This is a genomic window from Bradyrhizobium paxllaeri, from assembly GCF_001693515.2.
Classification (GTDB): Bacteria; Pseudomonadota; Alphaproteobacteria; order Rhizobiales; family Xanthobacteraceae; genus Bradyrhizobium; species Bradyrhizobium paxllaeri.
The window spans coordinates 5,204,381-5,216,755 of the sequence record NZ_CP042968.1 but is presented as its reverse complement, the minus strand read 5'-3'; the positions used below and the strand labels follow the sequence as shown (position 1 = coordinate 5,216,755).

At 58.2% G+C, this 12,375-nt stretch carries 8 protein-coding genes; 6 read left to right on the top strand and 2 right to left on the bottom strand.

What is annotated here, in order from left to right; translation table 11 throughout:
* Positions 1-126: 126 nt before the first annotated feature.
* Positions 127-480, bottom strand: a complete 354-nt coding sequence (locus LMTR21_RS24900; RefSeq protein WP_141688470.1) for a hypothetical protein — start codon at positions 478-480, stop codon at positions 127-129.
* A gap of 148 nt (positions 481-628) precedes the next feature.
* The gene (locus LMTR21_RS24895) at positions 629-1,318 is read right to left on the bottom strand and encodes an outer membrane protein (protein WP_065754858.1); all 690 of its coding nucleotides are present in this window, start codon (positions 1,316-1,318) and stop codon (positions 629-631) included.
* A gap of 1,510 nt (positions 1,319-2,828) precedes the next feature.
* Here LMTR21_RS24895 and LMTR21_RS40245 point away from each other — a divergent pair.
* The 6 genes from LMTR21_RS40245 to LMTR21_RS24865 all read left to right on the top strand — a co-directional run bounded on the left by LMTR21_RS40245 (position 2,829) and on the right by LMTR21_RS24865 (position 12,050).
* Positions 2,829-2,969: a hypothetical protein gene (locus LMTR21_RS40245; protein ID WP_187399182.1), complete on the top strand. Its 141-nt coding sequence runs from the start codon at positions 2,829-2,831 to the stop codon at positions 2,967-2,969.
* A gap of 398 nt (positions 2,970-3,367) precedes the next feature.
* Positions 3,368-4,993 carry a S8 family peptidase gene (locus tag LMTR21_RS24885; RefSeq protein ID WP_065754860.1) on the top strand — a complete coding sequence of 542 codons (1,626 nt, stop codon included), beginning with the start codon at positions 3,368-3,370 and terminating at the stop codon, positions 4,991-4,993.
* Between the two features lie 12 nt (positions 4,994-5,005).
* A complete protein-coding gene (locus LMTR21_RS24880) occupies positions 5,006-6,190 on the top strand; it encodes a trypsin-like serine peptidase (protein ID WP_065754861.1) in 1,185 nt (394 codons plus the stop codon).
* 21 nt (positions 6,191-6,211) lie between these two features.
* Complete coding sequence (locus LMTR21_RS24875) at positions 6,212-8,344, top strand: trypsin-like serine peptidase (RefSeq protein WP_141688471.1); 2,133 nt, start codon at positions 6,212-6,214, stop codon at positions 8,342-8,344.
* Positions 8,341-9,213: a hypothetical protein gene (locus LMTR21_RS24870; RefSeq protein WP_065754863.1), complete on the top strand. Its 873-nt coding sequence runs from the start codon at positions 8,341-8,343 to the stop codon at positions 9,211-9,213. The genes LMTR21_RS24875 and LMTR21_RS24870 overlap by 4 nt, the downstream gene beginning before the upstream one ends.
* Positions 9,198-12,050 carry a pYEATS domain-containing protein gene (locus tag LMTR21_RS24865; protein WP_141688472.1) on the top strand — a complete coding sequence of 951 codons (2,853 nt, stop codon included), beginning with the start codon at positions 9,198-9,200 and terminating at the stop codon, positions 12,048-12,050. Before LMTR21_RS24870 ends, LMTR21_RS24865 begins: the two co-directional genes overlap by 16 nt.
* Positions 12,051-12,375 lie beyond the last annotated feature (325 nt).

Genomic DNA, 12,375 nt, shown 5'->3' with positions numbered 1-12,375 from the left:
GTCTAAAAGGCTATGAAGACTGGCGCATATAACAGGGCTGTTGATGTAGGCAAACACTGGCTCGGCGTGGGCCTGAATTATTAACAGACATAAAACGGGTTTCTCTCCTGCCGTGTCTCTGCGCGTTCAGCCTAAGGTCAAGAGGGATAACAATTGAACCCAGCGTTCTGCAGCAAACGGCGGCCGCAGAATACCCAGATGTCGAGCAAAAGGAGTAAATACCTTAGCAATCGGATTGTGTGAGCGGGTTTCCGGCGCTTCCGCGTGAGATGCGTACGCGGACAGTGCGTTGCGGACCGCAGAACGGAAGTTGGCCTCGGGGCGAATGTCCGCGGAAGCATGGGAGGCGCTCTTGAACCGGGCAGACTGTCCGGCCGTCTGCGTGCTCTCCCCTGACCATGCATCACCATTGTGCCGGGCCGTGTCAGGTTCGCGATCGCCATTTAGCCCTTCGAGTTTGGTGGTGATCACCTTGAGCATACTCAACCAAACGGTTTGCAGGCGGAACGTCCTTGCATATTCCCGGAAAATACAGAACGCGGTTAGGTGACCGTTCCGCGGCAGATGACTAGCTCGAAAAAAGCCCCGGCCCGAGGGCCGGGGCTTTCGATCCGCCGTTTGAAAGAGATCAGTATCGGAGAACCGGCGGGCTAAACTTGTAATTGACCCGCAGGGTCAGGAGATCGAAATCCTGGCGGATGCGATCGGTCGCGACCACACCAGCGGCCGTGGTGAAGTTCACGTTGGCGTCCGGCATGAAAAGGTGATCGTACTCGACGCCGACCGTCCAGTTCGGCGCAAAGCCGACTTCCACACCCGCGCCGACAGCTGCGCCCAAACGCGTATTATCGGTGCTCGCCAGCTGCGCGCCGGTCAGGGTTGAGGTGACCTGATAGGTGTTGCTCGTCACCGCAGCACCGCCCTTGGCGTAAAGCAGAACGTTGTTGGAGGTGTAGCCGACCAGGCCGGTGATCAGGCCGAATGCATCGGTCGCGCTGCGGTTGGTGTTGAGCGGGAAGGTGCTGCTGACATTGGAGCCGCTGAAATCAGCCCAGTTGCCCTGACCTTCAATACCAAACACCGCCTGGCCCATCTGCTGGCGATAGCCGATCTGGCCACCCACGGTGCCACCGGTTGCATCGCTGAGGCCCCAACCGCCGTTGATACCGATGTACAAACCGCTCCAGTCGTAGATCGCGGCCGCGACCTGCGGCGGTGGCGCCTTATAGACGGGCTGCGCAGCGAGATCCGCGCCGAATGCGGGTGCGACCGCGCCAAGCGCGAGGATGCTGCAAGTCACAAGCAACAAGTTCTTCATTTCCAGTTTCTTTCCTTTAGATGGCCCCCAGGCCGCGCGCGTCTTAGCAACGTCATCAGAGATTGCTGTAACGGCAGCGCAACACTCACTCGAAAGAAAGAGCTTGAAGCTCACGCTGCGTTAGGTTGTAGGCTTGGAAATCATGACCAAGTGAAAACGCAAAGCGTTGATCGCGTATCAGATATGGGAGACATGTTCGTCAATGCCAACATTGGACTTAAGGGTGTTCGAAATCGAAGCTCGCTGACAAAGGCGCGCGCGTGGAGCGAGAGTAGCGACGAACCTGTATCGGATCGTCTGGCCGAGTTGTTCTCACTCGGTCGCCAGAAGGGCGCATCCCCTCGGAGCCTCGCTTGATTCAAGCAGCAGAAGCAGCGCCGACCATCGAATTCATTCACGCACGCCTATGGGCCCGAAAAGCAGGTGTCACTCGCTGGTTTGATCAATCTTGCAGTCTCAAATGGTGTGATCGACGCCCGAACCGGGCACCAAGCGGACTTTGCGAAGGATGCGCGGAACCTCATTGATCCCGGTAGAGCACTGCGTTCGGGCGCAGCTACAGCATTAGCTGCACTGGCTGCGGTCTAGCGCCTAATTGAACAGTTGAAAAAGCTGGTACCTCCGTGCGCTGTTTGGTGCCGAGCGGCCAGCATTTTTTGAATGCCTCAAATTCGTCATCGGTCCATGACCGAATTTTTTTTTGATGTTCGGCCGCTTGGTACCCAATGACGGACCATGCTTCAGCCATCCGATGTTGATCGCGTGACGGATCAGGATCCCGAACCTTCTTCAGAGTATCGAGTGCCGTACCGGCGCGATCCGCGAGTGGCTGAAGAATGCCCCTTGATGATGCGCTCGCGCGAGAGCCCGGCGACTGTGCGATGACCGCGTTCAAATGCGGAGCGTCTCAAGGCGGCTAATGTAGCCCGTCTTGCTTGTATCACCGAGACCAACGTATTCGGCGCTCCTCATTTAGGACCCAATGAGCGCAGCGATGGTGCCTGGCGCGGCCGGCACAAACCGATCTCGAACTCGTGCGGACTGGTCTAGCAGTGCGCGGCTTGGCGGGCCGCCATAAATTCTTCGCTTCTCGGATCGTTCGGCAAGCGAACACGAGGTCCGTTGCCGCGATGAAACGATAGATACGTATGGCCCTTGACGTGATTGCGCTCAACGTGAGGCGGTAGCTTTCGGGGCATCGACATCATTCCACGTTTCGTCAACGCGGGTATCATTGCCACCTGAAGGCAATTGATCAATGGCGATGTCAAGCTGACGGACATCCCAAGCTCGCCGTCGCTCTCCGAGCAATTTTGGTCGAGGCATTTGGCCGTTCTTCACCATCTCGTCAAACGTGTAGGGCGCCACGCAGATGTAGGCGGCGGCAGCCTCGCGACTGAGTCGGGGGTAGGGGAGAGCGGGAGCGCTGCCTGCCTTGGCATCGCTGAACCCTGGGGCCAGGCGATATCGATTTTCCCGATCCGAGAATCTCGAACGGCATGAAACAGAGATGCTGATGCAAGCAAAAGGGCATGCGGTCCGTTCGGAAGCTTTTGAGTGCTATGGCGTACAAATTGATCCAGCCACTTCATCAATGAAGCTGCGCCAGCTTGATCATACCGGCATCCAGCGGCCGGTCTTCGGGCCATAGCCCGAAGCGTTGTTCGGTTCGGTGTCGATCGATTTGACAGGCGTGCCGGAGGGTTCTCAGGAACCCCATGAGCTCGACCGTGTGGGCGATTGAGCACATCCGGGAGCTCACCGAGCTCGATTTCTCAGCGTCTTTCGGTTTCGTTGGCTGCGCCTTCGCAACGTCATTTCTGGTCCGGACCCCGTAATCAGGCAAGCAGCGGCTCACGAAGGAACGGCGCAGTTTTATGTGCCATTCCCTTTGAAATTTGCTGGAAATCATCGCGATTGCCGTCGCCTCGTGCGTTTGGGAGCTGGAGCGCAACTTAGTTTCGTCTTGTCGGAGCATCTTGAAGTTGTGTGAGACTCGTGGAAATATATTGGGAGTGCCTGATCCAAATTATTTTTAGTGAGATTACCATGGCTGAAGTGGCGGTTGAGAATGCCGATTTAGCGGCGTTGTTGACGGCTTGGCGTCATGAGCAGGCCGGCCAGAACGGAGGCGGGCGCCCGGTTCGCTTCGTGATCGAGCTGCGTCAGCCGGTCAGCGACGAGGCGATCGTCCATTCCGTCCAACAAGCTCTGTCGATCCAGGTCAGCGTCTTTCCGTTGTTCCCGAATGCATCGGATTTGGAGCAGTTTCGGCGGCTTTCCGTTCCTCATGTCACGCGTCCAGACCGTGCCGACTTGTTTGAAGCGGCGACAAGCCTTCGTGATCTGCTTGGTGCGGAAACGGTCGAGCCCGATCTTGGGACCGACTACTTTGAGTGCGACTGTGAGTCTCCCGATCCGGGCGCGCCGGAAAGCGCTGATTGGACGTTTTGGTGCTGGGCCAATGCTGAGAAGGACAAGCCGGCCGACCGAAACTGGGCGATCGACAAGTCCTTGGTCAAGCAGGCTTGGGAGTTTGCGACTTCGGAAGGACGCCTTGCCAAGGGCAAGGATGTGCTGGTGTTTCAGCCCGACACCGGCGTAGCGCCACAGCACGCAGAACTGCCACCCAACCTTGACGCCGACCCTCGTTCTGCGAATTTCGTTGAGGTGGGCGAACGCCCGATCGATCCTCTGAGAACTGGTCTAAATCCGGGGCACGGCACCGGTACTGCGAGCGTCGTAGCAAGCCCTGAGCCGGGTGCAATGACCGGTTCGGCACCGCTTGCAACCCTCGTCCCGATCCGATGCATCGAAAGCGTCTCGGTGCTCGACCAGAGTCCTGTCGCACAGGCCGTCAATCACGCGGTTGAGAAAGGCGCCCATGTCATCACAATGAGCCTTGGCGGCATCCCGAGTCGCGCGCTCCACGCTGCCGTCCAAAAGGCTGTTCGTAACAACATCATCGTGCTCGCCGCGGCGGGCAATTGCGTGAGCGAGGTGGTCTGGCCTGCTCGCTACGCCGAGGTCATCGCGCTGGGCGGAATCAACGAAGCGTTCAAACCGTGGAGGGGATCGTGCTTCGGGCCAGCCGTGGCGTTCTCGGCGCCGGCCGAATTCGTCTTGCGGGCCGATGCCAAACATCCGAGCGGCGAGCTCGCCGCGAGCGGCGGGCAGGGCACCTCGTTTGCGACGGCGTTGACCGCCGGTATAGCGGCGCTGTGGCTCGCTTTTCACGGACGCGATGCTCTCATTGCGAAGCTGCCCGAAGGCCGTTCGCTTCAATGGCTGTTTCGCTCGCTGGTGGCCGCAACGGCTCAGGTGCCAGGCGATTTTGATCGCGAGAACTTTGGTGCCGGCATCATTGATGCGCTTGCCCTCTTGAAGGCGGATCCGGCCGTTGCGATTGCCTCCGGCGGAACGGAGGCCGCTGCGGGGCCTGGTTCTGATGAATTGAAGGATCTGCTCGTTCGGACGTTTGGTATCGGGGTGGAGGCCGTCGGTCCGGCAGTCGACGACCGTCAGCATGCCGCTGAGCTTGCCTGCGCCGCCTTCGATCGACTACGCGCGGCAAAGACCTTGCGGGCCCATGTCGAAAGCATGCCGCCACCGTTACTGTCGCCCGCGCTGCGTGCAAAGCTCGGAACTGGAATCGATATACTGCGCTTAAATTGAGGAGCCTGGCTGGTGCCCATCAATATCGACGAAGTCGTCGCAGGACGTCTGGAGCGCGTCGCCCCGCGGGCGTTCCGCATGTTCGGCGTCGCGGGAGAGCGCACGCTCGAATCGACCGGCGGTGGTGTGCAGCAGTCGAGTAGTAGCGCCGGCTTGCCAAACGACGCAGATGCCAGGGCAATCGCAGACGCACTAAAGCGCGAGTCAGGGCGGCACGCGGCGGCTGGCCCGGTTGCCGGACGAGATCTCAACATCGAGGCCGATGCGATCGCGGCCCAACTTGTGGCGCGTGCGAACGAAGTGCTGGCGCAGCTGCGTGCCGGCGGCTCGCTCGGGGAGGTGTCCGCCGAGGGCGCCTACGCCTTGGAGTCTGTCATGCGAGTGCGCGGCCGTCCCGCGCTGAATGTCGAGGGCGATTCCATCGAGCCGATCGATGGCCAAAAACATCCGGGCTCGGAGTTCTGGCTGACGTTCCGCAGCGATTACGAAAACGATCTCGTCAGCGTTGCGAGCGCCACAGGCGCAGTGATGGTGAAGGATCGTATGGGCATTCAACCAAATTGGGTCCAGGGGACCGCCTGGCTGGTAAAATCCAACTTGGTGATGACCAATCGACACGTTCTATTCCCTCCATGGGGCATGCGATTGGCGCGTCGCACTCCGGGAGAGACCACGACTGCGCGCTTCAAGAGTGATCTTGAGGTCACTATCGATTTCTCCTTCGATGATCGCCAAGCCGGACGTCCCTTGACCTGCCCCGTGAGTGAGGTCCTGTATGTATCTCAAGACGCCGACCCAATAGACGTTGCCTTGATCAGGATCGGATCGCCCGTCGAAACCGCGCAGGAGTTGCCGGCGCCGCTTTCGATCTCGAGCAGTCCAGGCGACTATCAGTACATCTACGTGATGGGGCATCCGGGCAAAATGCCGAAGGTGCCTGAAAATGTGCTGGCCGTGTTCGGCACGCCAAATGAGCGCAAACGGGTGAGCTTCGGTGAGACGATCGACACCAGTGCGCCGGGACCCAACGAATTCCTGCACGATGCGTCCACGATCGGGGGATACTCCGGTGGTTGCGTCCTGCCTTTCCTGAAGAGGGAGGTAATCGGTCTGCACTACTACGGTGATCCACTGAGCGGTAACCGTGCATTCACAGCAGCAGCATTGCGCGCGCACCCAGTCGGGCAGTTCTTGTAAGTTTTTCGTACGAGGGCGAATTTGGAAACGTTGACTGTTGAAAGGAAGCAGCAACTCGCTGACCTGATCGCCAGGAACGTCTCCCTGGTGATGTTGGCCGACATTGTCAGCTCGCAGGGCGTCGTGGCGAATTTTGACGAAATCCGCAAGGCCGCACCACCAGATCCGCACGAGAATATCAAGAGCGTCGCGCTCGCGGTCATCGAGATCTATGAAAAATCTCAGCTGCTATTGCGTTTCATTCAGGAGCTCTATCGACGCGGCTGGTCCGATAGCGGTTTTGCTCAGGCAATGTCGGGCTTTCTGCCTCTCGACAGAGCCGGCGAACAGCAGGCTGCTTTCGCACTTCGTGCAAATTTCCTGCAGTCACCTCGGTTGAGCAGATTTCTGAACGACTGCGAACCAAAGCTCTGCGTCATTACGGCAAAGGCAGATCTTGGCGGTCACGTGCAATACAGCAACGGCACAGGCTTTCTAGTGGGGCCGGACTTGGTCCTGACTGCGCGACATGTCTTGAAGTATCACATTTCCAAGGATGGCCAGCAAATCACGCCCTCGCCAGGCCCATTGTACGCGTTTTTCGATCATCTCTTCGGTGAACCCATCATAAATATCGATGCTATTACGCCGCAGTTGCGGACGCGTGCTCGCGCGGTCGAGTTTGCCAATAATTGGCTGGTCGCCGCGTGCGACGACATCCCCGGGGAGGCGTTCGACGAACCGACTGCAGAACAAATCCTGGAGCTACAGGAAAAGCTCGATTACGCGCTGGTTCGCCTCGTTGAGCCGATTGGAGCCTACTCGCGGCATGTCTATGGCGGAACTCGTCGAGGGTGGTTCGATCTTTCACGCTTTCTTGAACGGACGCCGAGAAGAGACGACCGCATCATTATCCCACAACATCCCAGTGGCCAACCGCAACGTATCGATTTCGGTCGCTTCAACAAGCTCGATGCGTCCCTTACTCGGCTTCGGTATGACGCCGAAACTGCGGGTGGGACATCTGGGGCCCCATGCTTCGATCAGGACTACGAATTGGTCGGCGTGCACAACGCGGCGTACCGACCCCACAATATCGCCGTCTTCAATCAAGCCGTTCATCTCGCAAAAATAATGAACCAACTCCGCGACAAGTATCCTCCCAATGCGGATGCCGGCACGTCTGCTCTGTGGAGCGTCAGTCCGGATTCTCTCAAGCCGCGAGTCATCGTGGGGCGAAAAGCGCTAATGGACTGGATCAGCGGGGCAATGGCGGAGTTCCCGGCCAGCCGAAGCCAGCGGGTCCATGCGGTAGAGGCCGAGCGACGTGGTGGCAAGACATTCTCGATTGAGATCTTGAAGGCCGCGCTGAGAGATGCGTCAGATCGGATCGTCGAATTTGGCACCGGCGTGGAGAAGATCCCAACCACCCCCGCCGATTTTGCCTCCGCTGTTGTTACCCAACTCGGAATCCCACCCGAGAGCATTCCCGCGATGCCACCACGTCCTTCCGTTGAACAATCCGAAGGGCAGTCAGAGGATAAGCTCAATGATTGGTTGTCGGACGGGATTCCACGGTGGTTCAACAACATCCTCTTGGGGGCGCGTGAATTGAAGGGAAATCTGACTAAAGAGGCCAAGATGCGGATCGATAATCCAGTCCCAGGCGTCCCACCCGACCCTCGGGACTTGGACATAGCGAACGCAGTGCCGCCTATCACAGAAAGGCGCAGCCGCTGGAAGCGTATCTGGATCGTTATTGACAATGCCGCCAAGGAAAATATCGGCCCATTGAGTGAGATCATCACTGCGCTGGTAGGTTCCCGTCCTGAGGAAACTGCCGTGCCCAACGAGCTACGGCGGATCCGCTGGTTGTTCCTCGGCGAAAAGCCGGCCTTCCTCGGAACCATATCTTGGGAAAACCTTAACCCATCGGCAGTCCTGGCAAATAGCGAGGCGGTGAGGGAATGCATTCGCAACTTTGCATCGAGCTACAATTCGACTCCACAGGATCAGATGCTGGGGTTGGCTGCTATCCTTGTCGAGGAGCTCGTCAGCCTGGAGCCTTTGAAGTCTGAGTATGAGAACCCGCTCAAGCGGCTTGAGGCGCTGCAAATCGCTATCGGCTCGTTGCAATCAAAGTTCGCTCGTCTCTTTGGAGCATCTTTAACGTGAACGAAGATCAGTCCGGCACGAAAGCTGATCTGGAGCGCCGCAAGGCCGAATTAATCGCGCAGATTGATAATCCAGCGCTCCGCGAGATGTTTGCCACATTCAGCGATAGCCTGAAATCGGCACCTGTTCCTACCCCCACGTCAACATCGAACGAGCCGCCGCCGTTGCCAGAAACGGAGGCTGCGATTTATGCCGCCATTGCCCACACTTTCACGATCTCCCAGGCGACAGCGTCTGAGGAGGGGACCGGAAGGGGCCTTGTTCCAGAGACGCGTGGCATCCAAACGATAGGCGAGGACGAGCGTAGCGCCATTCTCGCCAATTCAACCCCCATCATGGTTGGTGGTCACCGACGTGTGCAGCTTTCCGACGAGGCGCGAGGGGATCTGCTGACTCGCGTTCATAATACCGAGCTTTTTGGGCGCCTTTTGTCCAGCGCGGCAAAGGTGGATGAAGATGATTTCGAGGAGGTGGGAAGAGACGATATTCGTCTACCGGGCGCATGGCTGCGCAGCTTTCTAATAGGTAAGTCGGGCGATGTGCTCGAGGCGCCGCCCCGTGAGGTGCGCGCCGCGGTGGATGCGTTGAGCCGGTTGCGGTTTGCGGGTCCTGGCGTCGTCAAAACCAAAGTCTCCCTTGCAGATGCCCAACGTGCTCTCGGGCTGAGCCAACTCCTCGAGCCCCTTCGAATTCTGATAGGCATGCAAGGCGGCTGGAACGGTGCACCCTTGAGGGATCGTTTCGTCGGCCGGCAAGAAGAACTCGCTCGATTGCGCGCGCCTTTGTCGACGAGCTCCACTCTGAGACTGCTTTCGAGGCGGTTACGCGAGGCTTCGATCGCCTGTTCAAGGGCGTGCGATACTATTTGAACATCGGCGAAGAGGCCGTCTTTTTTCTCATTGCGCGTGGAGGTATCGGCAAGACGACACTGCTTGCAAAATTCATGCTTGATCATGCCATGAATCAGTCGCGACAGTTTCCCTTTGTCTACCTCGATTTCGATCGAGCGACGCTTCATACGCGCGAGCCCCGCCAGCTGCTGTTCGAAGCGGCGCGTCAGGTGAGCTTGCAGTTCCCCGAAGTGGAGGCTGAACTTGCTGAGCTCACCGCAGGTCTACATGAGGAAATGGCGGCCGGTCGTTCATCTTCAATTACTTTCTTTGATCGCTTTCGCCATGTGGTTCAGAAGCTTACACGAGGAAGCCGCGCGTTTCTTATCGTGTTCGACACGATGGAGGTCGTACAATATGATCCGGCATCGTTAGCGGCAGTCATTAATTTCGTTACCTATCTCAATGGGTTCACGGCCGCTGGAGCATTTCCCGAACTGAGGATCGTTGCTTCCGGCCGGGCCGACGTGCCCGAATTGAGGACCGAGCAAGACCTGCGGTCCGACAGAAACCGCTTAATTCTGCAGCCGCTTTCGTGGTCGGACGCCGGTCTGATGGCCAGGAATGTTGGGCGCGACTTCATAGGCGATGAATGGCAAGCTCACTGGGAAAGTTTGGTGGCCGGTAACCCATCGGATCCGCCGGAGCGCCGTGAGCCGCTGGTCATCCGAGTTGCGATCGAACTCATTCGGTCATGCAAGCCTGAGGATCGCGAGCGCCTGGTGCAGTCCATTGCTAAAGATGGTGAGAATGCCAGCGACGGCTTCGTCGGGTTGCTTTACGAGCGGCGCATCCTCGAACATGTCCAGGAGGAGGAAGTACGCAAGCTGGCTTGGCCTGGCCTCGTCGCTCGTCGGGTGACGCGCAACATTATTGCGACGACGTTGGCGCCGATTTGCGACTTGGATCCTGATAAGGTCGATCAAGTATTCAAGGCCCTCGCAAATGAAGTCTGGATGGTGGAGGAGGAAGACAATGGCGAAGTGTTGCGGCATCGTACCGACCTTCGTTCGCGCACACTTCCGCTCATGCGCAAACGTGATCCAGAGAAGTTTGACAACGTAAACAGCGCGGTCCGGCAATACTATGAATCCCGGCAGCTAACACCCAAAGCCCGCGCGGAATGGCTTTACCACCGCTTGCTTGGTGGCGAGCATCCCGATCGCGTCGATCGCGACTGGACAGACGACATGGCAATGCTGCTGGCAGGGGCTGCCGACGATTTCGCCGCGGATAGTGAGGCGAGAGCCTACGTTATGGGCCGCACGGCCGAAGCGTTGCTCCCACCGCAATCCGTTCAGAAGCTTTCCCCGCGCTTGGCGCTCGATCATGTTGCACGGACAGGGGCGCAACTCGGCTCGTTCGACGACACGCGGATCGAACCGATTGTCTTGAGCTTATCTCAGCGCATAGCAAATCCACAGATCGCCTCAAGCTACCCGCACCCCGTCAAGGCTGTCCTGCTCGCCAAGACCGGGCAGTGGAATGTGCCTGCAAGTTTCGAAGGAGGAACAAGCGAATGGCGCGCGCACGCCGAATTCGCCAGGCTTTTCAAGCGGGCCCGAGATGCCGGCGAGCTGCAAGACGAATCGACGGAAACAATCGACGATAGACTTCCTCTGAGGACCCTCGTTCAGGAGCTTGCAGCAGCCCGAATTGCACGCTCACCAAGGGAATCTCTGCTCGACAGAATGGTGACGAATAGATTGCGTGAGGCCACAGGCTATGTACAACCTTCCGACTTCGCTACCTTGCGCACGGCTGTGGTGTTCGGCTGGCAGTCGTCTGTTCCGGCCGCTCGCGCATGGTTCGGCCTGCAGGACCTGCCCACCGCCCCGAAGGCCGTTTCGCTGGCTGAAATAGCCGCGCTCATGGACATCAATCGCTCGCAGCGCAGAGCGATGAGAAGCAGTCTTGAGCCTCGGCTCAAGAACCTCTCGATCAGCTGGAGCGACCTGGCCGCCAATGCCCGTACCAAGACGCCTAAAGTAGCTCGTATTGGGAATCCAGACTTTCGGCTGGCGGTATTGGACCAGGCGCAGAAATTGTTGGGCGGAGACAATCCCGACAACATCCATGTTCTTCGTCGCTTCTTCGCAGCCAGAAACGATGATTGGATAGTTCCGCTTGGCTATGCCGCGGCCCGTGTGCTCGGCGTGCCGTCCGAGATAGTTGATTTGTTCAAGCAACTTGTGCGTGAGGCCTATTTGCCAACGCGACCTGAACCGGGCTTTCGTCGACCAGACGATGCATTGCAGTTATTTCGGTGGGCCGATGAAGGAGCCAACCTAAATCGCACCGCGACGGCGGTTCTCGACTTGGCTTCAGGTCCGGAGGCGGCCGATCTGAGACAGATGCGACTGCATTTGCAGCGGTGGCGCGAACAGATAGATGAGCTTCTCAACCGCAACGAGGCTGAGGGTGCTGACGCCCCTCCCTCCCCAGGGGAGGTGGTGCATCCTGATGATCTGCAAAAAGGTCGCTGGGGAGGCAGGCCCGAACGCAATGGTCGTCGGCTAGAGGCGAAGATCGGAGAAGTTGATCGCGAATCTTTTGACGTGGATCTCACGGTACTTTCTACGGATGGTTCTCTCCTTGAGGGACCTGTGCTTTTTCATTTGCACGACTCGTTCCCGCGCAAGACGATCTACATTCGTCGAATTCGCGAGGGCAGCTCTGCTGTGCTCGAGGAGGTTAATGCTTACGGCACTTTCACGGTGGGCGCGCAAGTAAAAACTGCAGACGGGCGATGGACCGGCCTAGAACTTGATCTGGTCAACCTTCAGGGATTGCCGCGCCGCTTTATTGGTCGCTGACGGCGTTGAAAAAGTCAGCGTGACGACGAACGAGCTGATCAAGCTGACCGGATCAATTCATGATGCTCAACGACAGACGACACGGCCTCCGCTCAATATCCCGGCCTTGGAGCTGCTGGATGCCCAACTTGGTGCAGACGAACTGAATGGTATGATAGATGGTGAACGAGCGTACTAGGTTGGCGCCATGACGTTTATGAACGGCAGGATATCCGCCTGAGTAAAGCGCTCTCGACATGTGATGAAGCTCGCCAGCGTGGTGCACACTGGTAGGTCCAGAATGCGTTGAGATCGGTGGCTCCGTTGACAACGCTCAAAACTCCGA

Excerpts from the sequence above, each read along its gene's own strand:
- LMTR21_RS24900 (WP_141688470.1), bottom strand. The coding sequence starts at position 480 with ATGCTCAAGGTGATCACCACCAAACTCGAAGGGCTAAATGGCGATCGC.
- LMTR21_RS24895 (WP_065754858.1), bottom strand. The coding sequence starts at position 1,318 with ATGAAGAACTTGTTGCTTGTGACTTGCAGCATCCTCGCGCTTGGCGCG.
- LMTR21_RS40245 (WP_187399182.1), top strand. The coding sequence starts at position 2,829 with ATGCTGATGCAAGCAAAAGGGCATGCGGTCCGTTCGGAAGCTTTTGAG.
- LMTR21_RS24885 (WP_065754860.1), top strand. The coding sequence starts at position 3,368 with ATGGCTGAAGTGGCGGTTGAGAATGCCGATTTAGCGGCGTTGTTGACG.